The sequence below is a fragment of the Cryobacterium sp. MDB1-18-1 genome (assembly GCF_004402735.1).
GTDB classification, from domain to species: Bacteria; Actinomycetota; Actinomycetes; order Actinomycetales; family Microbacteriaceae; genus Cryobacterium; species Cryobacterium glucosi.
Genome location: NZ_SOFR01000027.1, coordinates 25,674 through 49,143, shown reverse-complemented (window position 1 = coordinate 49,143; position 23,470 = coordinate 25,674). Strand labels below are relative to the sequence as shown.

19 protein-coding genes are annotated in these 23,470 nt (G+C 71.4%); 8 read left to right on the top strand and 11 right to left on the bottom strand.

Features of this window, described 5'->3' with window-relative positions; genetic code table 11:
• Positions 1-154: 154 nt before the first annotated feature.
• From E3O50_RS07345 to E3O50_RS07335, 3 genes are all read left to right on the top strand, one after another.
• Positions 155-2,161, top strand: coding sequence for a fructose-specific PTS transporter subunit EIIC (locus E3O50_RS07345; protein ID WP_134560369.1), 2,007 nt, complete (start codon positions 155-157; stop codon positions 2,159-2,161).
• 129 nt (positions 2,162-2,290) lie between these two features.
• A complete protein-coding gene (locus E3O50_RS07340; RefSeq protein WP_134446191.1) occupies positions 2,291-3,127 on the top strand; it encodes an exodeoxyribonuclease III in 837 nt (278 codons plus the stop codon).
• A 43-nt stretch (positions 3,128-3,170) separates the two neighbouring features.
• Positions 3,171-3,803 (top strand): antibiotic biosynthesis monooxygenase, encoded by a 633-nt coding sequence (locus tag E3O50_RS07335; RefSeq protein ID WP_134446190.1) that lies wholly within the window; start codon positions 3,171-3,173, stop codon positions 3,801-3,803.
• Positions 3,804-3,816: 13 nt separating this feature from the next.
• Here the strand turns inward: E3O50_RS07335 and E3O50_RS07330 are convergent, their stop codons facing one another.
• The gene (locus tag E3O50_RS07330; protein ID WP_134560371.1) at positions 3,817-4,776 is read right to left on the bottom strand and encodes an AEC family transporter; all 960 of its coding nucleotides are present in this window, start codon (positions 4,774-4,776) and stop codon (positions 3,817-3,819) included.
• An 81-nt stretch (positions 4,777-4,857) separates the two neighbouring features.
• On the opposite strand from E3O50_RS07330, the gene E3O50_RS07325 reads away from it, so the two are divergent.
• Both E3O50_RS07325 and E3O50_RS07320 read left to right on the top strand, forming a co-directional pair.
• Positions 4,858-5,673 (top strand): alpha/beta hydrolase, encoded by an 816-nt coding sequence (locus E3O50_RS07325; protein ID WP_134560373.1) that lies wholly within the window; start codon positions 4,858-4,860, stop codon positions 5,671-5,673.
• 228 nt (positions 5,674-5,901) lie between these two features.
• Positions 5,902-10,998 carry a hypothetical protein gene (locus tag E3O50_RS07320; protein WP_134560375.1) on the top strand — a complete coding sequence of 1,699 codons (5,097 nt, stop codon included), beginning with the start codon at positions 5,902-5,904 and terminating at the stop codon, positions 10,996-10,998.
• 60 nt (positions 10,999-11,058) lie between these two features.
• Here E3O50_RS07320 and E3O50_RS07315 read toward each other — a convergent pair whose 3' ends face one another.
• The 3 genes from E3O50_RS07315 to E3O50_RS07305 are packed head-to-tail and all read right to left on the bottom strand — an operon-like array spanning position 11,059 to position 13,643.
• Complete coding sequence (locus E3O50_RS07315; protein WP_134560377.1) at positions 11,059-12,093, bottom strand: oxidoreductase; 1,035 nt, start codon at positions 12,091-12,093, stop codon at positions 11,059-11,061.
• Positions 12,090-12,614: a pyridoxamine 5'-phosphate oxidase family protein gene (locus E3O50_RS07310; protein ID WP_134446185.1), complete on the bottom strand. Its 525-nt coding sequence runs from the start codon at positions 12,612-12,614 to the stop codon at positions 12,090-12,092. The genes E3O50_RS07315 and E3O50_RS07310 overlap by 4 nt, the downstream gene beginning before the upstream one ends.
• 9 nt (positions 12,615-12,623) lie before the next feature.
• Positions 12,624-13,643 (bottom strand): LacI family DNA-binding transcriptional regulator, encoded by a 1,020-nt coding sequence (locus tag E3O50_RS07305; protein WP_134446184.1) that lies wholly within the window; start codon positions 13,641-13,643, stop codon positions 12,624-12,626.
• A 139-nt stretch (positions 13,644-13,782) separates the two neighbouring features.
• Between E3O50_RS07305 and E3O50_RS07300 the strand changes: the two genes are divergently transcribed.
• Positions 13,783-14,727, top strand: a complete 945-nt coding sequence (locus E3O50_RS07300) for an NADP-dependent oxidoreductase (RefSeq protein WP_134560379.1) — start codon at positions 13,783-13,785, stop codon at positions 14,725-14,727.
• Between the two features lie 13 nt (positions 14,728-14,740).
• Here the strand turns inward: E3O50_RS07300 and E3O50_RS07295 are convergent, their stop codons facing one another.
• Complete coding sequence (locus E3O50_RS07295; RefSeq protein ID WP_134446182.1) at positions 14,741-15,577, bottom strand: SDR family NAD(P)-dependent oxidoreductase; 837 nt, start codon at positions 15,575-15,577, stop codon at positions 14,741-14,743.
• A 142-nt stretch (positions 15,578-15,719) separates the two neighbouring features.
• Here E3O50_RS07295 and E3O50_RS07290 point away from each other — a divergent pair, with 142 nt between their 5' ends.
• Together E3O50_RS07290 and E3O50_RS07285 are read left to right on the top strand one after the other, a co-directional pair.
• Positions 15,720-16,343, top strand: a complete 624-nt coding sequence (locus E3O50_RS07290; RefSeq protein WP_134446370.1) for a hypothetical protein — start codon at positions 15,720-15,722, stop codon at positions 16,341-16,343.
• A 103-nt stretch (positions 16,344-16,446) separates the two neighbouring features.
• A complete protein-coding gene (locus E3O50_RS07285) occupies positions 16,447-17,241 on the top strand; it encodes a 2,3-bisphosphoglycerate-dependent phosphoglycerate mutase (RefSeq protein ID WP_134446181.1) in 795 nt (264 codons plus the stop codon).
• 26 nt (positions 17,242-17,267) lie between these two features.
• Here E3O50_RS07285 and E3O50_RS07280 read toward each other — a convergent pair whose 3' ends face one another.
• From E3O50_RS07280 to E3O50_RS07255, 6 genes are all read right to left on the bottom strand, one after another.
• Entirely contained in the window at positions 17,268-18,413 is a 1,146-nt protein-coding gene (locus E3O50_RS07280) for a glycerate kinase (RefSeq protein WP_134560381.1), read from the bottom strand.
• 116 nt (positions 18,414-18,529) lie between these two features.
• Positions 18,530-18,913 carry a D-ribose pyranase gene (rbsD, locus tag E3O50_RS07275; protein WP_134560383.1) on the bottom strand — a complete coding sequence of 128 codons (384 nt, stop codon included), beginning with the start codon at positions 18,911-18,913 and terminating at the stop codon, positions 18,530-18,532.
• Positions 18,910-19,848 carry a ribokinase gene (locus E3O50_RS07270; RefSeq protein WP_134560385.1) on the bottom strand — a complete coding sequence of 313 codons (939 nt, stop codon included), beginning with the start codon at positions 19,846-19,848 and terminating at the stop codon, positions 18,910-18,912. Before E3O50_RS07270 ends, rbsD begins: the two co-directional genes overlap by 4 nt.
• On the bottom strand, positions 19,845-20,789 hold the full coding sequence (locus tag E3O50_RS07265; RefSeq protein WP_134560387.1) for a substrate-binding domain-containing protein: 945 nt from the start codon (positions 20,787-20,789) through the stop codon (positions 19,845-19,847). The genes E3O50_RS07270 and E3O50_RS07265 overlap by 4 nt, the downstream gene beginning before the upstream one ends.
• Before the next feature lie 65 nt (positions 20,790-20,854).
• The gene (locus E3O50_RS07260; protein WP_338145029.1) at positions 20,855-21,826 is read right to left on the bottom strand and encodes an ABC transporter permease; all 972 of its coding nucleotides are present in this window, start codon (positions 21,824-21,826) and stop codon (positions 20,855-20,857) included.
• Between the two features lie 5 nt (positions 21,827-21,831).
• The gene (locus tag E3O50_RS07255) at positions 21,832-23,469 is read right to left on the bottom strand and encodes a sugar ABC transporter ATP-binding protein (protein ID WP_134560391.1); all 1,638 of its coding nucleotides are present in this window, start codon (positions 23,467-23,469) and stop codon (positions 21,832-21,834) included.
• Between the last annotated feature and the right edge of the window lies 1 nt (position 23,470).

Here is a 23,470-nt window from a genome sequence, read left to right as displayed (position 1 = left end):
GATCGAAGTTCCCACGTCACGTGAACGTCGATGTGCGACACCTCACGAGCCACCCTCGTTCGCGGGGCGAAATAAAGTTAGTTAAGCTTATGAAATTGAGCTGCGGTGTTCACGGAGATTCCGGTCGACCTCGGCCCGGAAGGACTCTCGAGCCATGCCCGAACCCCTCACCGCGACAACAGCACCACATCGACTCCTGATCCTGGGCCTCACGGCCTGCCCCACCGGCATCGCGCACACCTACATGGCTGCCGAGAAGCTATCGGCCGCGGCGGCCGAACTCGGCTATGACATGAAGGTCGAGACGCACGGCTCCGTCGGCGTCGAAGGCGCCTTCAGCCCGGCCGACATCGACCGTGCCGACGCCGTCGTGATCGCGGCAGACACCAGGATCGACCCGTCACGCTTCGCGGGCAAGCGGATCATCTCCGTCGGGGTGGCCGACGGCATCCACCGCCCTGCCGCTTTGATCCGGGAGGCCCTCGCCGCCGCGCCGTCAGCGGCCGCCGACGGACCCGACGGCTCGGCCGGGAATACCCCCGCCCCGACCACCGGACGGTCAGACGTCGGCGGCACCCTGTACCGCGCCCTGATGAACGGCGTCTCCTACATGATCCCGTTCGTCGTGGTCGGCGGGCTGCTAATCGCCATCTCGCTCTCCCTCGGCGGCGAGGCGACCCCGAAGGGTCTCGTCATCCCGGAGGGCAGCTTCTGGTTGACGATCAACCAGATCGGCGTGCTCGGCTTCACCCTGATGGTGCCGATCCTCTCCGGGTTCATCGCCTACGCGATCGCCGACCGGCCCGGGCTCGCGCCGGGCATGATCTGCGGCTGGATCGCCACGACAGGGTCGTTCTACCACTCCGAGTCCGGCGCCGGCTTCATCGGCGGCATCGTCACCGGGTTCCTCGTCGGTTTCGTCGCCCTCGGCATCAAGAAGATCCCCGTGCACCGGTACATCAAGCCGATCATGCCGATCCTCGTGATCCCCGTGCTCACCACCGTGATCGTCGGCGGCGCCTTCGTGCTCGCCCTCGGCCAGCCGATCAGCTGGGTCTTCTCCACCATGAGCACGTTCCTCACCGGCCTGCAGGGCGGCAGCGCGATCGTGCTCGGCCTGATCCTCGGCGCGATGGTCGCCTTCGATATGGGCGGCCCGGTCAACAAGACCGCGTTCCTCTTCGGCAGCGCCCTGATCGCGACAGGGAACCCGGCCCCGATGGGCATGGTCGCCGCCGCGATCGCCGTCCCGCCACTCGGGATGGGCCTGGCCACCCTGATCCGCGGCCGCTACTTCTCCAAGCCGGAGCGTGAGGCCGGGATCGCCGCCCTGTTCATGGGGTTCTTCGGCATCACAGAAGGCGCCATCCCGCTCGCAGCCGCCAAGCCGCTGCAGGTCATCCCCGCGAACATGCTCGGCGGAGCCGTCGCCGGCGGCATCGCAGCCCTCTTCGCGGTCACCGACTCCGTGCCGCACGGCGGACCGATCGTCGCCGTCTTCGGCGCCGTCTCCGGGGTGCCGATGTACTTCGCGGCCCTGCTCATCGGTGCCGTCGTCACCGCCCTCGTCTCCCTGCTGCTCCTCGGAATGTCCGCGCGCAGGGCCGAACGCCACACGCGGCAGGCCGCCGCGGAGACATCCGTCTCGACGGCACCACAGGCAGTGCCGGCACCGAAGACGGTTCTCGACTACATCGACGAAGACACGATCGTGCTCGACGCCGCCGACACCGACACCGACGCGATGATCCGCACCCTCGTCGGCCGGATGGGCGCCACCGGCCGCGTCACCGACGCAGGCGTCGTCATCCAGGCGGCCCTCGCCCGCGAGAAGCTCGGCACCACGGCCGTCGGCGACGGCATCGCGATCCCCCACGCCAAGTCGGACGGCGTCAGCGCGCCGATCCTGGCTTTCGCCCGCAGCAGGCACGGCGTCGACTGGAACTCGCCGGACGGCACCCCGGCCACGCTGATCTTCCTGATCGCCGTGCCGGAAGCGGCGGCCGGAACCGAGCACCTCACCGTGCTCGCCCAGCTGTCCCGCGCCCTGATGAAGCCCGCCTTCCGCGCCACCCTCCAGGCCGCAGCGACCCCGGCAGACGTGCTCGCGGCACTGGCCGCCCAGGTCGGACCGAAGCAGTCGACGCCCGTCGCACCCTGAGGCCGGCACTCCAGCGCCGTGAGGTGTCGCAGATCGAGGTTCCCGCATGCAACGAACGTCGATCTGCGACATCTCAGGGGGCGGTGCGCGCCAACGCGACCTGCGGCATCCGTCAAATAGGCTGGGCGCATGCGCATCGCCACCTGGAACGTCAACTCCATCCGAGCCCGCTCCGCCCGTGTCGTCGACTGGCTCGTGCGCGAGGACATCGACGTGCTCGCCATGCAGGAGATCAAGTGCAAGCCGGAGCAGTTCCCCTCCGACGTCTTCGAGGAGGCCGGCTACGAGCTCGCCATCCACGGCCTCAGCCAGTGGAACGGCGTCGCCTTCGCGAGCAGGCACCCCGTGACGGATGTCGCAACGAGCTTCCCCGGCATGCCCGGCTTCCTGAAAGGCCAGGAAGGCCCCGGGCTGCCGCTCGAGGCCCGTGCGCTCGGGGTCACGGTGAATGACCTGCGGCTCTGGAGCCTCTACGTTCCGAACGGGCGCGCGCTCGACGACCCGCACTACGCGTACAAGCTCGACTGGCTCGCGAAGCTCGACGAGCACACACGCGCCGAACTCGCCGCCCGCCCCGATCTCGCCCTCGCGCTGATGGGCGACTGGAACGTGGCCCCCCTCGACTCCGACGTCGGCGACCCGACGCTGGTCCCCGGGGTGTCGACGCACATCTCACCGCCGGAACGGGCCGCATTCGAGGCCTTCGCCGCCGCAGGGCTGACCGACCCCGTGCGCACCCTCGTGCCGGAGGGCTTCACCTACTGGGACTACAAGCAACTGCGGTTCCCGCGCAACGAGGGCCTCCGCATCGACTTCATCCTCGGCTCACCGGCGTTCACCGACCTCGTCACCGCCGCGAGCATCCACCGGAACGAACGCAAGGGTGACGCACCGAGCGACCACGTGCCCGTCGTCGTCGACCTCACCCTCGACGACGAGGACGACGACCGCCCGATGATCTTCTGACCCTTTCGGGCGAGATGCCGCGACCGTCGGGGATACTGGAAGCATGTCTTCCGTATCGCCGGGGAACGACGGCAATCCGGCGGCGGCCGGGCCGTCCGATTCCGTCACCGTCTCCATCACGCGCCGGGTGCAACCCACCCGGATAGCCGAGGCGACCCACTGGGCCCAGCAGGGCATGGACCTCGCGAGCGCATTCCCCGGCTTCCTCGGCTCCGGCTGGGTGCGCACGAGCGCGGACTCGCTCAGCTGGCACATGCTCTACCGTTTCGACAACTCCGATTCACTGGATGCCTGGGAAGGCTCCGATGAGCGCGCCGAGTGGCTCGCCCAGGGCGTCGACTACATCCTCGACTCGCGCGTGCAGAAACGCACCGGCATCGAAGGTTGGTTCGACACCCCGCAGGAGGGCGCGGACTCGGGCATCTACCAGCCCTCGCAGTGGAAGCAGACCGTCGCGATCGGCCTCGGCTTCTTCCCGACCAACGTGGTCTTCACCTTCCTCGTCACACTCGCGATCCCCGAGTGGGGCGGCTACCCGATCGTGCCCCGCATCCTGATGACGACCCTCGTGATGGCGCCCACGATGACGCTGCTCGTGATGCCGTGGATCACCCGGTGGCTCCGCCCGTGGCTGACCCGGCCGCCGGCATCCGCCTACCGCCGCCCACAGGTCTAGACCACCCGCAGGCCTAGGCGGCCGGCGCGAGCAGGGCCGCGATCACGAGCAACGCCGGGATGGCGGCGATCGTCGTCACGAGCACGGTGTCGCGGGCGACGACCATGCCGCGGTCGTACCGGGCCGCATAGTTGAAGACGTTCTGCGCGGTCGGCAGGGCGGCGACCGTCACGACCGCGAACAGCTCTGCGGGGCCGAGCCCGAAGACGAATCGGCCGAAGGCCCAGGCCACGACCGGCATCACGGCCACCTTGAGCGTCGCCGCGAGCGCGACCTGCTTCCTCCCTGAGCCGGGTCGCAGGATCCGGTCGCCGTGCAGTGACATGCCGAACGAGAGAAGGACCATCGGGACACCGGCCCCTCCGAGGATGTCGAGGGGTGCGAACACGGCGTCCGGGATCGGGATCCGGAACACGGCCACGATCAGACCGGACAGGGAGGCGAGGATCAGCGGGTTCCGGAACGGCTGCGTCAGGATCGACCCGACCGAGACCCGGCCGCTCGTCGCGACGTCGAGGATGCCGAGCAGGATCGGCGCGAAGACGAGCAGCTGCAGGAGGAGCACCGGGGCGACGTAGTGCGCACTGCCGAGCACGTAGATCGCGACGGGCAGGCCGATGTTGTTCGCGTTGACGTAGCCGGCTCCCGCAACGCCGAGCGCGGTTTCCGCCACGCGGTCCCGGCGCCGGCTCCCACCGATCGCCCTGCGGCGCACGAGGAACCGGCTGGCCGCGAGGTAGACCACGACGATGAGCAGGACGGTGCACAGGGTGGTCAGGAGGAACCAGGAGAACAGCACCCGGACATCCGTGTGGCTCAGGACGGTGAACATCAGCGCGGGCATCGCCACGAAGAAGGCGACCCGATTGAGCACGAACCCGGCCGTCGGGCCAGCGAACCCCGCACGCTCGATGAGGTAGCCCACCAGGATCACGAATCCGATGATGGAGAACCCGACCAGGACGCCGCTCATTACTCCCAGATTAGGGGACAGTTCTGCTGCAGGAGAGCGCGAGTCTTGCCAGCGGTCACGCCACAGCCGTACGCTCGAAGCATGCCTCATCTCAGCGTTCCGGGTGCGTCGATGTACTACGAGACCGAAGGTGCGCTGTCGTCGCCGGCGATCCTGCTGCTGCACGCCGGCATCGCGAACCTGCGCATGTGGGACCCCCAGGTCGCAGCCCTCGCCGCCAGGCATTTCGTGGTGCGGTTCGATGCGCGCGGCTTCGGGCAGACCACGACCGAGAACGTCGCGTTCTCCAACCGGGCGGATGCCGTCGCGCTGCTCGATCATCTCGGCATCGCGTCCGCGACCCTCGTCGGCTGCTCGCGCGGAGGGTCGATCGCGATCGACATCGCCCTCGAGAGCCCGGACAGGGTCGCCGGGCTCGTCACGATCGGGTCCGGCCCGAGCGGTTTCCCCGAAGTCGAGCTCACCGAGCTCGAGGACGCCCGCTTCGACGAACTCGACGAGGCCTTCGACGCCCGTGACTGGCACCGGCTCGCCCGGCTGGAGGTTGCGCTGTGGGCGATCGGCACGACCAGGGACGAGAAGGCCCTCGATCCCGAGTTCGTGTCGACGGCCTACGCGCTCAACCGGGTCAATGTCGTGCACGCCGAGGAGAACCCGATCCCGATCCCGCTAGAACCGCCCGCGAGCAACCGGGTGATCGATATCGAGGTTCCCGCGCTCGTGACGGTCGGCGAGTTCGACGTGACGCCCGCGCTCGCCCAGTACGAGTACCTGCTGTCGACGCTGCCCTTCGCGAGCGGCTGCACCTTCCGCGACGCCGCGCACCTGCCGAGCGTCGAACTCCCTGACGAGTTCGAGCGGGTGCTCCTCGACTGGCTCACCTCGAACGGCCTCTAGCCCCCGTCGCCCCGCCCCGCCCCGCCCGGAGCATCCGCTCGCACTCCCGCGAGAGCGGAGTTATGGCCCTTAAAACGCTGGTTTAGGGGCCACAACTCCGCTCTCGCGGAACGACAGGGGGCGCGGGCGGAGACGGGAGCGGTTGCCCACAGGCCGAACGGGGCATCCCGCCAGCGGGCGGCGACACGCTAACCTGTGGGGGCAGTCCACATCAAGCGAGGGGCAACGATGTCAGACCCGGCCGGCGGCGATTCAGCCGCACCCGATCCATTCGCGCAGCACGCGGGCACGGTGCTCTGGCCCGGCTCGCTCCGCGACCTGACCGACACGACCCTGTGCCCGGCCTGCCAGACCCCGCTCGCGCCATACGGGTGCCCGTCCTGCGGGCTCGACCTGCGGCATCCGGTCGCCGCCGAGCTGCTGGCCGTGTCGACGGATGCCGCGAAACTGCTCGACCGGCGCGTCGCGCTGATCGGGCGCCTGCGTTTCGACGCCGCCCGGGCCCGGGCCGCCGCCCAACAGGTGCAGCACACGCCGACCGCGCCGGCTCCGGCGCCTCCCCTGTCCTGGCTCCCCCAACCGCCGGCGACTGCTCCCCTGGTGGTCCCGATCGCGGCTTGGGCTTCGACCGCGCCATCGGTGCCGGTTCCGTCAGAGCACGCGACGCCGACGCCCTCCCGATCAGCGCCCGCGCTGTCCACGCCGGCGCTGTCCACGCCGGCCCACCAGTCCCCGCCGCGGCAGGCACTCCCGAAGGCCGCACCTGCGCCGCGGGACCCCTCGCTCCCGCCGAAACGGTCGAGCGTGCAGATCCTGCTGCTCGTGGTCGGGGTCACGCTCGTGTCGGTCGCCGCGATCTTCTTCCTCACGGTCGCCTGGATCTTCGCCGGGCTCCTCGTGCGTTCCCTCATCGTCGGGGCATTCACGGCCGGGGCGCTGGTCACGGCCGCGGTGCTCAAGCGCCGCGGACTCGGGGTCACGGCGGAGGGCATCGGCGCCCTCGCGGTCGTGCTCGTGCTGCTCGACGCCTGGTCCCTCCGGCAGAACGACCTCTTCGGGCTCGGCGCGGCGGAGTCCGACGGCTACTGGGGGGTGACGCTCCTCGTGTGCACCGGGCTGTTCCTCGGCTGGCACGCCGTATCCGGGCTGCGGGTTGCGAGTGTCGCCGGCTTCGCGGCCGCCGCGCCCGGGCTCGGCCTGCTCGTCTCCGCCGCGGCGGTCGGCCAGGACGACCTGACCCGGGTCTACCTCGCGTGCCTCGGGGCATCCGTCGGCGCGCTCATCCACCGGTTCACCCGGGCGTCGACGCCGAAGGGCGCCGCCGCGCCGGTCGGTCGTTGGCCAGGCGCCGACCGGGCGCCCGAGCGGGCGATCGTGTTCGGTTTCGCCGTCGTGTCGCTGCTCGGTGCCCTCGCAACGGCCCCGTTCGTGGAGACGGGCAGCGAACTCTCCCCGCTCTGGCTGCTCGGCGCGGTCGCGCTCGTCGCCGCCGTGCACTCCGTCACGATCCTCGGGGTGCGCGCGGTACCTCCGGCCCAGGCCCCGGCCGACCCTGCCCAATCCGTCGCCTCAGCCTCTGCCCCGGCCGGCCCGGGCGCAGGCTCGCTCGCCTTCGCCTGCTTCTGTTCGGCCGTCGCGGCCCTCGCGCTCGCCCTGATCGCCCTGATCGTCGCGATCCGCACCACCAGCATCCCGCTCCTTGTCACGGCGCCCCTGCTGGTCGCGCTCACCCTCGCGCTCGGCCTGGAGCTCGTGTCCAACCGCGCCGCCGGTCCGCGGCGCACCGCCGAGCGCGTCGCGGCCCTGACGGCGGCCCTCGCCGCGGGCTATTTCGCCCTCGCGACGGTCTCCAGCGCCGCGTGGCCGCTCGGCGTCGCGCTCGTGCGTGGCCTGACTGTGTTCGCTAGCGACCCGGGCAGGCCGTTCAACCCGCTCCTCTCCTGGTTCGACGAGCTGGACAACCCGGTCGGCCCGAACAGTCTCTGGGCCCTCAGCGCCCTCGTCGCAGCCGGCGCCCTGGCCGCCGTCATCTGGCACGCCGGGGGGCTGCTGCACGCTCGCACGCGCCTGGTCGCGGCGGTTTTCGCGGCTACTCTCGTGCTCGCGGTCCCGTTCGCGGGGCAGCTCCCCGGCTCGGTATGGCTGGTCACCCTGCTCTTCGGGCTGCTCGGCGGCGGCGCGCTATTCGCCCTGCTCGCGCACCAGCGCGACCGGCTGCCGCTCGGTTCCCTCCGTCCCATCGTGCTCACCCTCGTCATCGTGAGCGTCTCCCTCGGTTTCCTGGTCGGCTGGGCGCGGTCGGACACCTGGTGGATCGGCACAGCCACCGGCATCCTCGCGCTCGTCGTCGCCCGCGGCCTGCTCGGCAACGTCCAGGAAGCCCACATCGCGGGAACCCCCGACCGCCCCGCGCACAGCGGGCGGGAACAGGGACGCGGCGCGCTCCTGGCGGGCGCGCTCCTGCTCACCCTGCTCGCCGTCGTCGTCGCGCCGTGGGCGCTCACCCTCGGCGCCCGGCCGCCGGCGACCGTGCTGCTCGTGGACCAGCTGCGCGGCCTCACCCTCGCGACCGCGCTCCTCCAGCTTTTCTTCGCGGTGCCGCTGCCCCGCTGGGTGCAGCCCACCGAGCGCCGCTGGGCCTTCCGGACCCTGCTCGCCCCCACGATCCTGGCCTTCGCCCTGCCCGTCGGGGACCTCGCCGCCGCCCTCGACCCGACCGGTCGCGCCGTCCTGCTGCAGCCCGAACCGGCAGCGGCCATCATCCACACTGTGCTGCTGCTCACTGCCGCCGTGCTCTGGCTCACGCTCCGCGGCAACCGCGCCGCCGCTCCCATCGAGCGGCTCACCGCGCTCGTCGCGATCGCCCCGGTGCTGTTCCTGCTGTTCGGCGCCGTGCTCCGGGCGGCGGATGCCCCCGCCACCGTCGCCGACGTGGCCGCGCCGGCCGCCGCCATCCTGTGCTGCGCCCTCGGGCTCACGCTCGGGTCGCTCGCGCTACGCACGTCGCCAGGGACGGTGTCCCGCGGTCACTCCGACCGGCTCGCCCTCGAGGTCGGCGCACTGCTCGTGCTCGGCCCGGCAACGATCACGGCGATCGCCACGAGCCGCCCGCTCGGCTGGGTCGCGCTCCTCCTCGCCGGCCTCGCCGCGCTCCTGGCCGCGATCGCCCCCGACGGGCTCTTCGGCTCGCACTCCGCGCGACGGCACCTCGGCTGGGTGGCGCTCTGCCTCGGAATCGCGGGCCTCTGGCTCGGCCTCTCCCGGTCAGGCACCGAGGCCGTGGAACCCTACGTGCTGCCCGTCGCGGCGGTCCTGCTCGTGCTGGCCGCGCTCATCCGCCGCTTCGGACTGGTCGACCGCAGGACGGCCGGGAGCCCCGTCGCCGCTTGGCTCACCCTCGCCGGGCTGCTCGTCGCGCTCGTGCCCGTCGCGCTTGTCGCCGGGACCGGCCCGCTCGCCCGCCCGCTCGCGGTCAGCGGCGTCTCGGCCGCGCTGCTGCTCACTGCCTGTGCCCTGCGCTGGACCCCGCCGCGGTCCGGGTACCTCGCCGCGGCCGCGGCGAGCGGCACCCTCGGGCTGCTCGTGACGAGCGGCGGCCGGATCGTGGCGCTCCTCCGCTCCACCGAAGACGCAGGGCTCCTCATCGAGGCCTGGCTCCTGCCCGCACTGCTGGTTCTCGTTGTCGCCGGCATCCTCAGCGCACGCTCCGGGCGACGGATGCTCGGGGACGCCTCGGGTGCCGGTGACGCCCACGTCACGGCCAGGCTCGCCGTGCGCACCGGATACGGCCTGCTCACGGTCGCCGTCACCTTCGGGTCACTCGCCGAGGTCCTCAGCCTCGCCGCAGCGGCCCCCGACGAGACCCCGCTCGCCGCACCGCGCGTCGTGCTGCTCGCCCTCGCCTGCGCGGCAGCGCACGTCGGTCTGATCCGGTGGGACCGCACCAGGGAGGGCCGCGCTCTCGCCTGGGCCGCCCTCGGCGGTGCCGGCGTCGCACTGCTCGGCGGATACCTGCACGGTGTCCCGGTTCCGCTCGAGATCGTGACGGTTCCGGTCGGACTCGTGATCGTCGGCGGGCGCCTCCTCGCCGCGGGCCAGTTCCACAGCCCCGTCCCGGCCACGGCCGCGGACTCGGGCGCGGCCCGGTCGACCCGGTTCTGGATCCAGGCCGGCCTCCTGCTCGCCGTGCTCCCGAGCGCCACGATCCCGCCGACACCGGACGGGTCCCTGCTCCGCCCGATCCTCGTGCTCACCTTCGGCGGCGCACTCGCGATCGCCGGCGCCACGCTCACAGCGACACCGGCGTGGCGTCAGCTGGCCTGGCCGGCCGTCTCCGCCGGACTCGTCGCCGTGCTGCTCACCGCCCTGAACCGAGTCAGCCCGCTCCTCGACACCGTCCCGGCCGGGCCGGATTCCCGGCTCGAGGGCTGGCTCCTGCCCGCGGCTGTGCTCGTGGCCGCGACCGGAATCGCCCTCCTGGCCGCGGCCCGCCGCGGCCCCGTCGCCGGTCTCGCCGCGGCCGTCGGCGACCACCCACCGACTGGCCCGGTCGACGGCGATGCGCGCGACGGCATCCGCTTCACCGGTTCGACGCCCGGCCCGGTGCGGACCGGCCCGAGACAGGTGCCGGCCACGGATTCCGCGACGTCGGCGCTCGGCTACGGTCTCGTGATCCTGGCGATGGCCGGCGTGCTCGGGGCCGAAGTCGCCGCGCTCGGGTATGCGCCTCTCGCGACGATCCGCGTCGTGCTGCTCGCCTGGACATTCTCCGCGGTGCACGTCTCGGTGTTCCAGCTCGACCCGGGCCGGGCCGGCCGCTGGGTCGCGTGGCTGGCCATCGCCGCCGGCGGAGTCGCGGTGCTCGCCGGCTACGGCCACGGCGTTCCGCACCCGATCGAGATCGTGAGCGTTCCGCTCGCCCTCGCGCTCGTCACGAGCGGCTGGCTGCACCTCGAGGCGACGCCGTCCGCGCGCAGCTGGCCGTGGCTCGCACCGGGCCTCTTCGTGCTGCTCGGTCCGTCGCTCCTGCTCGACGTGACCGAGAGCCCGCTCTGGCGGGTCGTCGGGCTCGGAGTACTCGCGGTCGCCGTGCTGCTGGCCGGCCTGTGGCAGCGGTTGCAGGCGCCGTTCGTGCTGGGCGCCGTGGTGTTGCTCGTGCACGGTCTCGCCCAGCTGTGGCCGTGGATCGCGCTGGCCTACGAGGCCGTCGCCTGGTGGCTGTGGCTCGGCATCGGCGGCACCCTGCTGATCGTGCTCGCTGCCCGCTACGAGCAGCGGATCCGCGCTCTCAAGCAGATCGCGCTCGGCATCTCGTCGCTCCGCTGACGGGTCAGCGCAGCGACACCGTCGCGTGTCGCCGCCCCCTGCCGTGACGCGGGCGCGCTGTCAGCCGAGATCGAAGGTGACCCCGGTCAGGCGTTCGCTTTCCGACCACAGGCGCACGGCATCCGCGTGGTTGCCGGCCCGTTCGGACCGCCCGACCGGATGCGGGTGGCCGTGCTGCTCGCCGAAGCCGTCCGGCCCGACGAAGGTATTGCCGGCGAGTCCCGGCTCGGTCGCAGCGTAGAGCGTGGGCAGCGCCCCCATCTCGGCCGGCTGGGCGAGGACCCGGTTGGCGAGATCCGTCAGACGGCGTTCGAAGCCGTTGTTGTTGCCGCGCATGCTTGCGCCGACGGACTGCAGGTTCGTACGGGCGTACCCGGGGTGGGCGGCGAGGGCGAGCAGGGGTGCCCCTGCCGCGTCGGCCCGGCGCTGGAGTTCGCTTGTGAAGAGCAGGTTGGCGAGCTTGCTCTGGCCGTAGGCAGCCCAGGCCTTGTACTTCTGCGCGCCCATCAGGTCGTCGAAGTCCATCCGGCCGCGCCGGTGCAGTGCGGAGGAGAGCGTGACGACCCGGGCCTTCCGGCCGGCGTAAGGGCCGGTGACCGCGTCCGGGCCGGTGGCCACCGCGGCGCGGGCGAGGAGGCCGGGCAGCAGCAGCCCGGTGAGGGCGAAATGGCCGAGGTGGTTGGTGCCGAACTGCAGTTCGAATCCGTCGACGGTCCGGCGCTCCGGCACGTTCATCACGCCCGCGTTGTTGACGAGGACGTCGAGTCCTTGGGGGTGCTCGGCGAGCCAGGCACTCGCGAAGGCCCGAACCGAGGCGAGGCTGGACAGGTCGAGCTCGCGCACCTGCACCGCGGCATCCGCCGCCCGGTCGGCCGGCAGCCCGGCCAGAATGCGCCGCGCTGCGTCTTCGCCCCTGGCGAGATCACGCACGGCGAGGATGACGGATGCCCCGTGCCCGGCCAGCTCGGACGCCGTCACGAATCCGAGCCCCGAGTTCGCTCCCGTGACGATGATCGTGCGACCCCGGAGGTCGGGGATGTCCGCGGCGGTCCAGCCGGGCTTCTTCGGCGACTTCTTCGGAGAAGCGGCGGTCATTTCGACAGCTCGATCCGGTAGCGCACGTGGTTCCGGTCGGCGCTCGCCTGCCAGAACTCGATCTCGCTCGGCTGCAGCGCGTAAAGCCGCCAGCTCGAGTTGGGCCGGCCGTCGGCGCCGGGGCGCTCGTCCCAGTCCTGCGCGGATGCCCGGGCCGAGAGCTCGATCACCGAACCGACAACGCGCACCTGCCTGCCCAGCTGCGGCCAGTAGAAGTTCATCGCCGCGCTCGGGTTCTCACTGAGCTCGAGGCCCTTGCGCGAGGTCGCGGAGCTCGCGAAGTGCCAGCCGGCCTCGTCGATGTTCTTGAGGATCAGCATCCGTGAGGACGGCTGGCCGGCAGCGGTCGTCGTGGCGAGGCTGAAGGCGTGCGGCTGCGGCACCCCGGCGGCGAGGGCGGCGGCAAGCCAGGCCTGGAAGAGCAGGGCGGGATCGGACTCGGCGGCCTTCGCGTCGAAGGGCGGGAGGGAGGCCGGGAAGTCCGGCAGGGAGCGCAACAGGGAACGGAAGGATTCGGTCACGCGCAGAGCCTAGCGGGATCGACTGGGATCGACCGGGGTCGCGGAGGAGCCCCGGATGATCAACCGGCTGGGCAGGCGCACGGACTCCGGCGTGCCGCCGTCGATCACGGTCCTGAGCATGTCGACGGCGATCCGGCCCATGTCCGCGACACTGTGCGCGATGACGCTCACGGGCGGATCGAGCAGGGCGAGCCAGTCGATGTCGTCGAAGGAGACCAGGGCGACGTCGGTGCCGATCCGGAGGCCGAGCTTCTGGATCGCGCCGATCGCGCCGAACGCCATCGGGCTGTCCGCGACGAGAAGCGCGGTCGGCGGTTCATTGAGTGCGAGCAGGGTGCGCACGGCGGCCGAGCCGCTCTCGGGCTGGAAGTCGCCGAAGACGATGAGCGCTGGGTCGAGGCTGAGGCCCCGGTCGCCGGCGGCCCGGACGAAGCTCGCGTAGCGTTCACGGCCGGTCGAGGTGGACTGCGGCCCGGCAATGTAGCCGATCCGGGTGTGCCCGAGCGCGGCGAGATGATCGACCGCCTCCCGGATCCCGGTGTCGCTGTCCGTCGTGACGCTCGGCAGGTCGATGCCCTCGATGGTGCGGTCGATGAAGACGGCCGGGATCTCCCGTCCGACGACCGAGCGGATGCTGCCGCTCCCGTCACCGAGCGGCGCGACGATGATGCCGTCGACGCGCCGGGCGATCAGGTTGTCGAGGTACCGGTCCTGCTGGTCCTTCCGCTCGTTCGCGTTGCCGAGCAGCGTCACGAAGCCGTGCACGAGGGCAGCCTGCTCGACCGTGTGGGCGAGGTCCGCGAAGAACGGGTTCCGGACATCCGGCACCAGCAGGCCGATCGCGTGCGTGCGGGTGGACCGGAGCGCCCTGGCCTGGGCGTTCGGCCGATAGTCGAGCTCCGCGACGGCCGCCTGCACCCGGGAGCGGGCGTCCGCCGAGGTGGCGGGGTTTCCGGAGAGCACCCGGGACGTCGTCGCAACGGAGACGCCGGCGAGCGCGGCAACGTCCTTGATGGTGATCGTGACCATCACTGCACCCCCTGCCCTGCCGGGACTGCGTCAAGTGGAAACGTTTCCAAGCTGATGCCCAGACTATTGCGGAGGCGCAGAGGTGTCAAAATGCGGGAGGGGGTTGTCATTCCGCCCTCCACCGACTCGAGGAGACCCCATGGCCCAGATCGTTCAGTACAGCAAATTCGGCGGACCCGAGGTGCTCGAGCTGGTCGAGGTGGCCGAGCCCCGGGCATCCGCCGGCGAAGTCGTGGTCGCGGTCCGGGCGGCGGGCGTGAACCCGATCGATTGGAAGATCCGCAGGGCCATCCGCCCGACGGACCCGATCACGACGCCGAGGCGGCCGGGCTCCGACGCCGCCGGGCGGATCGTCGAGGTCGGCGCCGGCGTGACCGGCTGGTCGGTCGGGGACGCCGTGATCGTGCTCGGCGCCGCTGGCGCCTATGCCAGCCACCTGACAGCGACCCCCGCGCAGCTCACTCGCAAGCCGGACGGACTCGGCTGGGCGGAGGCCGCGGCCCTCGGAGTGCCGGCCGGTACGGCCTACCAGGCGCTCCGCTCCCTCGGACTGGGATCGGCGGACACCCTGCTCATCCACGGCGGTTCTGGCAGCGTCGGACAGGCCGCGATCCAGTTCGCCCTGCTCGACGGCGCGACCGTGATCGCGACGGCGAGCGAGCCGAACCAGGCCCGGCTGGCCGAACTCGGCGCGATCCCGGTCGTGTACGGGCCCGGTCTCGTCGATCGCATCCGTTCGCTGGCTCCCCGGGGCGTCGACGTCGTCCTGGATGCCGCGGGCACCGACGAGGCCCTCGAGGCTTCCTTCGCGCTCGTCGCCGACCGCAGCAGGATCGGCACGATCGTGGTCGGCCGGAAGGCGGCGGAGCTCGGCATCCAGGCCTGGTCAGGCGGCAGCCCGGTTCCGCTCACCCCGGAGCAGGTCGAGCTCAGGGCGGCGGGCCTGCGACTCGCAACCGAGCTGGCGGCCGCCGGCCGGTTCGATGTCGAGATCGCGGCGGTCTTCCCGCTCGCCGAGGCGGCCGCAGCCCATGAGCTCAGCGAGCACGGGCATCCGCGCGGCAAGATCGTCCTGCTGCCCTGACCCGCCCGGACGGTCAGCGACGCCCGACGAAGTCGTCCATGGTGTTGTAGACGCCGAAGACGCGGCCGGCCACGAGATCCCAGACCGGCAGCGGCAGGATGCCCCGCAGCACTTTCGACAGACCGACCGTCCACGGCATGGTCACCTGCGGAGTCCCGGCGAGCATGGCCCGCCAGACCCGGTCGACGACGTATTCCGGTGTGAGTATGGGAGTCAGGAGCGGCCCGCGCGCGCCGTCGAACATGCCGGTCGAGATATAGCTCGGCGACACCGTGGTGACCTTGACCCGGCTGAAACCCTGCTGCACGAGCTCGAGCCGCAGGGAATCGCTCCAGCCGATCAGGGCGGCCTTCGAGGCCGCGTACACGCTCATCCTCGGGTTGGAGAGCAGGCCGGCCGCCGAGGCGATGTTCACGATCCGCGATTCCCGGCCGTTGGTGCTCATCATCCCCGGCAGGAACTCGCGGGCGATGTACATCGGGGCGAGGGCGTTGATCTGCATGGTGGGGCGAGTGTCGTCGCCGTTGTCGTGTTCCCAGAAGAAGGCGCCGCGCACGATCCCGGCGTTGTTGATCACGATGTCCGGATTTCCGATTTCCGTGCGCACGCGTTGGGCTGTCTGCGCGATCGCACCCAGGTCTCCGATGTCGACGACGTACGGAAACACCGCGGTCGAGCCGGTGGCCCCCTCGGAGAGGCGAGCGGCCGTCCTGGTGAGAGCGGCGGCGTCCCGATCCCACAGGATCACCGCCCGCGCCCCCTCTGCGACGGCCCGCTCGGCGTAGAGGCGGCCCATGCCGCTGGCAGCGCCGGTGATCAGCACGCGGGCTCCGGAAACGGTTCGAGTCATGCCTCCATCATTCATCATCGCCGCCGGTCCGGGAGCCGCCATCCTGGGGAGCGCCCCGGAAGCCCAGTGCATACCCAGCCCCGGCTGGCATCGTGGACGCAACCGATCGACGACTCACAAGACGACTGACCAGGAGCACACCATGGGATTCCTCGACCGCCTCTTCGGCCGCGACGAACAGGGCAGCACGGCACAGGCCCGCACCGCGCCCACCACGCGTGGCGCCGTCCCGCAGCGCACCGACGACGAGATCGCCGTCGAGCGCTACCAGTACCTGTTGCGCACGGCGCCGCCGGAGACCATCGAGCAAGTGCACACCGAGGCCTTCGCCAAGCTCACCGACCAGCAGCGCGACCTGCTCTTCCAGCGCCTCACCGAGAACGCCACGCCGAGCGAACGCCCGGCCGACGCCGCGCCAGCGACGCTCGCGAAGGCCGCCACCCGTGCAGAGCTCCGCGAGCCCGGCACCCTCGAACGCACCCTCGGCCGCCAGGGCCAGGGCGGCCTGGGGTTCGGCGGCATGGTCGGCAGCACCATCCTCGGCACGGTCGCCGGTTACGTGATCGGGTCCGCGCTCGTGAGCGCGTTCCTGCCGGACCCGGGGGCGACGGATGCCGCAGCGAGCGATTCAGGGACCGATTCCGGCGGGGACTCCGCGAGCGACACGAGCACGGAAGCCGGAGCGGACACGGGGTCCGACACCGGCGGTGACTTCGGCGGGGGCGACTTCGGCGGCGGGGACTTCGGCGGCGGCTTCGACTTCTGAGCCGTCCGCCCCGGAACGGCCGTGCCCAGCACGACCGCGCCGGGCACGGCCGGGCGATAGCCTGACAGGAGCGTCCCGGTCGGAACGCCGAGAGGACAGGCCAGTGAGCACCCGCACTCCCGGCACTCTCGTGCTCCTGCGGCACGGCGAGAGCACGGCGAATGCCTCCGGCCTGTTCACCGGGATCCTCGACGCGCCGCTGTCCGATCTGGGGGCGGCAGAGGCCCGGTCCGCCGCCAGGCTGGTAGCCTCGGCGGGCCTCCACCCCGACGCCGTGTTCACCTCAGCCCTGCAGCGGGCCCGGCGAACGGCCGACATCCTGGTCGAGGAGCTGCGACAACACCCAGCGGCCCCGCAGGCCGACTGGCGGCTCAACGAGCGCAACTACGGAGCCCTGACCGGTCGCTCGAAGGCCGACGTGCGGGCGGAATTCGGCGAGGCCCAGTTCCTGGCCTGGCGCAGGTCGGTCAACACCGCTCCGCCGCCCCTCGACGACGAGGCTTTCGCGGCCGCGCGCGAATCGCCCCTGTTCCGCGGGCTCCCTGCCGAAGCGCTCACCCGCACCGAGGCGCTCAGCCACGTCATGGCGAGGGTCGGCCGGTTCCACGCCGAACAGGTGGTTCCGCGCCTCCGCCTCGGCCAGACCGTGCTCGTCGTCGCCCACGGGAACTCGCTCCGGGCCTACTGCGCGCTGCTGGACGGCCTCGACGACCACGCGATCCACCGGCTCAATCTTCCGACCGGGCATCCGCTCGTCTATCGCTTCACGGCCGCCGACCTGGCGCAGGAACCCACGGGCGCGCTCCCGCGGCAGCCGCTCTCGGCGGGCGGCCACTACCTCGATTCCGCCGCCGCACTGCCCGCCGCGGCCCGGCTCACCGCCGACGGCGGCACCTAGTCCCCTCGAGTTGCGGATGCCACAAGTCAGGGCCGGGAGTGCTGCGGAACCGTGAGCAGGCGACAGGTGGTCGCGACGGCCTTCTCGAGGTTGGCCGCGCCGGCGGCGAGCGCCTCCGCCAGGGTGCAGACGCCCAGGACGATCGGAACGAGAGCGGCGAACCCGTGCCCGTACAGCGCCTCGGCACCCTCCCCGACCCGGCCGGCGAAGGCGATCACGGGCACGCCGTGCCTGGCCGCGGTTTCCGCGACGCCGAGCGGGGTCTTCCCGCCGAGGGTCTGGGCGTCGATGCTGCCCTCCCCCGTGAACACGATGTCGGCGCCCGCCATCGACTCGGAGAGGTGGGCGGCCTCCATCACGACGTCAACGCCGCGCTGCATCGTGCTGTCGAAGAAGGCGAGGAAGGCCGCTCCGAGCCCGCCGGCGGCGCCGGCGCCGGCGACCGTGGCGACCTCGCGGCCCGTCATCGACGTGACGACGGACGCGAAGACGCCGAGGGCAGCGTCGAGCTCGGCCACGGTCGACTCATCCGCACCCTTCTGGGGTCCGAACACCCGGCTGGCCCCGCTCGGGCCGAGCAACGGGTTGGTCACGTCGCACGCGATCCGGAAAGACGTGTCCGCGAGTCGCGGATCGAACCCGGACAGGTCGATCCGGGCGAGGCGGGCAAGGGCTGCGCCTCCGCGGGGCAGCTCAGCGCCGCCGACGTCGAGCAGCCGCGCGCCGAGCGCCTGAAGCATGCCCGCCCCGCCGTCGTTGGTGACCGATCCGCCGAGCCCGACGATGAACCGGCGTGCGCCGCGGTCGAGCGCGTCAACGATCAGCCGGCCGACCCCGAAGGTGCTCGCGATCCGGGGGTCACGGTCGGCGACCGCGACGAGGTGGATGCCGGCGGCCGCGGCGATCTCGACGACCGCCAGGCCCTCGGCGGCCACGAACCCATAGGTCGCCGGAACCGTTCGTCCGAGCGCATCCTGCACCTCGGCCGTGACGAGGGTGCCGCCGAGCGCGGTCACGAGGGCGTCTGCCGTTCCCTCCCCGCCGTCGGCCATCGGCGCGACGATACACACGGCATCCGGGAACACCGAACGGATGCCGCGTTCCATCGCGGCCGCGGCCTCCGCCGCGGTCATCGATTCCTTGAAGGAGTCGGGTGCCAGAACGAACTTCATGCGGTGATCCTCTGCCGGGCGCAACCGATGGGGTGAGAAAAGGGGGCCGGGGAGATTTCCCCGGCCCCTTCAGTGTGGCCGTTTCGGCGGACCACGTCGATCTCAAGAGCCGTGGCTCAGAATGACACCCCGCAGACCAGGGCCGCATTCGCGTACGGCGTGGCCTCGCCCGTGCGGATGAAGAGCCTGGCAGACGCGGAGAGCGCCTTGAGATCCTCGTGGCTGATGTACTCGATCCCGTCGAAACGCTCGGCCAGCCAGGCACCCGCCGGGGCGCCCTTCGCTTCCTCGGCGGCGATGCAGTGCTGGAACACCATGTCGCTTGTGAGGGCATCGAGGACCTGCTCGAACCGCGGAATGCCGTGGACGAGAGCGAGGTCGACCACCGGCACCCCCGCCGGGATCGGCATGCCGCAATCGGCCACCAGGACCAGGTCGGTGTGCCCGAGTCTGGCGAGGGCGCCGCAGAGGTCGGCATTCAGAATGCCGGTCCGCTTCACTTCTCCACCTCGGGGAGTTCGTCGTCCGCGCCGGGATACGACTGCTGGGTGCCGAGCGTGCGCACCGCGAACGCGCCGACCCTGACCGCGAGGCGCACGGCGTCGAGGAGACTGGAGCCGGCGGCGAGCCGTCCGCTGAGCGCCCCGACGAAGGCATCGCCGGCGCCGGAGGAGTCGACCGCTGCGACCCGGGGCGAGGGAACCGTGGTCGTGCCGAGGGAATCGGAACAGATCGCACCCTGTTCTCCCCTGGTCAGCACCACGGCGGGAACGCCCCAGGCGCGGAGCCTGGCCACGAGCTCGGCGTCCCCACGGGGGATGTCCGTGCCGGGGTCGACGAGCGCGAGGACGAGTGCGGCCTCGTGCTCGTTGACGACGAGCGGGTCGGCCCGCCGGATCGTGGCGGGGTCGACGGCGATCACGGGAGCGAGGTTGAGCACGACCCGGCCGGTGGCCAGGCGGACGGCCGCCTCGATGCCGGCGGCGGGGATCTCGCCCTGCAGCACGACGACGGCGGCCCGCGCGATGAGGTCGGCGGCGTCACCGACGACATCCGCCCCCACGGCGGCGTTCGCCCCGGGGACGACGACGATGGTGTTCTCCCCGTCGTCGGCCACGGTGACGAGGGCGAGGCCGGTCGGGCCGTCGATGGCGGACACGGCGGACAGGTCGACGCCGGCCCGCTCGAGGAGAGCCATCGTGAGCCCGGCGACGGAATCGCTCCCGGTGGCGCCGACGAGGCTGACGTGCGCGCCCAGCCGGGCCGCTGCGACGGCCTGGTTGGCGCCCTTGCCGCCCGGCAGGAATTCCATCGACCGCGCGATCAGGGTTTCCCCTGGCGCGGGATGGCGCTCGACGACCATGAGCTGGTCGACGTTGATCGAGCCGACGACGACGATCGGGCCGCCGTCAGCGGTGGGGGTGAAGGAGCTCACTTGGTGAAGTCGCCCACGTTCGTCTTCGTGACGGTGACGACCTCGACGGGGACGGTCGCGTCGACCTTTTCGCCGGCGAGGGTCTTGACGGCCAGTTCGATGGCGAGCTTGCCGAGTTCGGCGGGCTGCTGGGCGATCGTGGCGGCGAGGGTGCCTGCTGTGATCGCGGCGAGTCCGTCGGTGGTTCCGTCGAAGCCGACGACCTTGACGTCGGTCCCGGCGCGGGATCCGAGCGCCTGCACGGCTCCGAGGGCCATCTCATCGTTCTCGGCGAAGACACCGGTCACCTCGGGGTGGGCCTGGAGCAGGTTCGTCGTCACGTCGAGTGCGGTGGCGCGGTCGAAGTTGGCGGTCTGCTTGGCCACGACGGTGATGTTCGGGTAGGCCTTCATGCCCTCTTCGAAGCCGGCGCCACGGTCGCGGCTCGCGCTGGTTCCGGAGACACCCTGCAGGTCGATGACGCTGCCCTTCTCGCCCATCGCGGTCGCGAGCTCGACCGCGGCCTGCTTGCCGCCGGCGACGTTGTCGCTCGCGACGAGGGAGGCGACGGTTGCGCCGTTGACGGTGCGGTCGACCGCGATCACCGGGATGTTCGCGGTGTTGAGCGCCTTGACGGCCGAGCCGGCGGCATCCGAGTCGACGGGGTTGACGATGACGAGCTTGGCCCCGCTCGATGCGGCCGTGGCGAGCTGGTTGGCCTGGGTCGCCGAGTCGTTCTGGGCATCCACGATGTTGAGCTGCAGGCCGGCGGCGGTCGCGGCGGCCTGGGCGCCGTCGCGCAGCTCGACGAAGAACGGGTTGTTCAGGGTGGAGACGGCCAGCACGATCTTGGTGCCGGATGCCGAGTCCCCACCGCCCCGGCCGCACGCGGTCGTGCCGACGAGGATGAGGGCGGCTGCGGTGGTGACGGCGGCGATTCTGCGGAAAGAGGACGACTTCATTGTGTGTTCCTTTGGTTTGAGCGATGGAGGGAAAGGGAGAAAGTGCGGGTGTGGAGGAATAGTGCTCAGCTGTTGCGCGTCTTGCGGCGCAGCACGTCGACGCCGACGGCGAGGGCGATCACGAGGCCGATGACGACCTGCTGCCAGAACGAGGTGACGTTCAGCAGGTTGAGGCCGTTGCGGATCACGACGAGCACGAGCGCGCCGACGAAGGTGCCCGAGATCTTGCCGAGGCCGCCAGAGAGCGATGCGCCGCCGATGACGACGGCCGCGATGGCGTCGAGCTCGTAGCCGGCAGCCGCCTGGGGCTGCGCGGAGTCGAGCCGGCCGGCGAGGAGGAGCCCGGCGAGCGCCGCGAACAGGCCGGCGAGGGCGAAGACGGTGACGAGGATGCGCTTGACCGGCAGCCCGGACAGGCGCGCCGCCTCGGCGTTGCCGCCGACCGCGTACATCGACCGCCCGATCACGGTGCGGTTGAGCACGAAGGAGGCGACGACGGCTGAGAGCAGGAGCACGACGATCGGCATCGGGACCGGTCCGAGGTTTCCGCCGAGGAAGGAAACCTCGGCCGCTGTCTTGATCGGGCGGCCGTCGGAGATGACGAGGGTGAGGCCGCGGGCGACGCTCAGCATCGCGAGGGTCGCGATGAACGAGGGCAGCTTGCCGTAGGCGTTCGCGAGGCCGTTGACCATCCCGGCGAGGAGCCCGGTGACGAGCCCGCCGATCAGGGTCAACCAGCCGGGAAGCCCGGCGGCGACGAAGAGCCAGCTGGACACCATGGCCGCGAGGGCGGCGACCGCGCCGACCGACAGGTCGATGCCGCCCGCGACGATGACGAAGGTCATCCCGAACGCGAGCACGGCGACGGTGGAGACCTGGATGCCGATGTTCAGCAGGTTCTGCCCGGTCAGGAAGTCCGGGGTGGCGATGAAGAGGGCGAGGCACAACACGACGAGGCCGACGAGCGCTCCGTTGTTGGCAAGGAATTTCTTGTAGTCGACGCGGCGGCGCGCCGGGGCCAGGGTAGTCGTGGACATCGGTGTCATTCCTTCTCGTGGGTCGGTGCGTTGTCGCGGGTGACGGCGGCGAGGTCGCCGTCGGTCGTTGTGGTGATCGGTTCGTTGATCGGTTCGTTGATCGGTTCGTCGGATTCGATGTCGTCGACGATGGCGTCGATCTCGGTGCTGCCCGCTTCCCGGGCGGCGAGGGTCATCACGGCGTCCTGGGTGGCGTCCGCGGCGCTGAGCTCGCCGGCGATCCGGCCGTCCCGCATCACCAGGATGCGGTCGCTCATGCCGAGGACCTCAGGGAGTTCGCTCGAGACCATGACGATCGCGCCACCGGCATCCGTGATCGCGTTCATCAGTTCGTAGATCTCGACCTTGGCGCCGACGTCGACGCCGCGGGTGGGCTCGTCGAGCAGCAGCACGGTCGAGGCGGCGATGATCCAGCGGCCGAAGACGGCCTTCTGCTGGTTGCCGCCTGACAGTGCGCCGACGGGCTGGTCGATGGTGTGCATCCGGATGCGGAGCTTCTCGGCGACGGCCTGGGCCCTGCGGCGCTGGCCGGTGAAGTCTGCGAGCCCGAGGCGTGCGGTCGACGCGAGCGTCGCGTAGCCGAGGTTGTCGTTGACGGATGCCCCGAGCACGAGCCCCTGTCCCTTGCGGTCCTCGGGCACGTGGCCGATGCCCGCGGCGATCGCGGCCGGGATGTTGCCCTTCGGCAGGCGGTGCCCGCGCACCACAACGGCGCCGGAGTCGTAGTGGTCGACGCCCGCGATCGCCCGGATCAGTTCGGTGCGACCGGCGCCGACGAGTCCGGCGATCCCGAGCACTTCACCGGCGTGCACGGTGAAGCTCACGTCGCTGAACGAGCCGCTCGCGCTGAGGTTCTCGACCGCGAGGATCTCGGCCGGTTCGGCGAGCACGGGGGCGCGCCGGGGGAACTGGTCCTCGATGTTGCGGCCGACCATGAGCCGCACCAGCTCCGCTTCCGGTGTCGAGGCCGGCACCTCGGCGACGAATTCGCCGTCGCGCAGCACCGTGACCGTGTCGCCGACCTCGGCGATCTCGTCGAGGTGGTGGCTGATGAAGAGCATCGCGACGCCGCGGCGCCGGAGGTCGGCCATCACGGCGAAGAGCGCCTGGGTCTCGTGCCGGGTGAGTGCGGCTGTCGGCTCGTCGAGGATGAGGATGCGCGCGTTGATGCTGAGCGCCTTGGCGATCTCGACGAGCTGCTGCTTGGCGATGCCGAGCTCGCCGACCGGGGTGTCCACGTCGACGTCGAGACCGATCAGGGCGAGGGCGGCACGCGCCCGGTTGCGGAGGGCGCGCCGGTCGACCATGCCGTGCCTGGTCGGCATCCGCCCGAGCATCACGTTCTCGGCGACGCTCATGGTCGGCACGAGGTTGAGTTCCTGGTGGATGGTGGCGATACCGAGGTCCTCCGCCGCGCGGGTCGTCGGGAGCGTCACGACGGCGCCGTCGACCACGATGTCGCCGGAATCGGGCTGGTATACCCCGGCCATCATCTTGATCAGCGTGGATTTCCCGGCGCCGTTCTCGCCGAGGAGCACCTGTACGTGGCCGGCGTAGACGCTCACGGTGACGTCCTTGATGACGGTCACCTGGCCGAAGGTCTTGCCCACGTTCTGCAGGGTGACCAGGGGTTGTGGATTCATT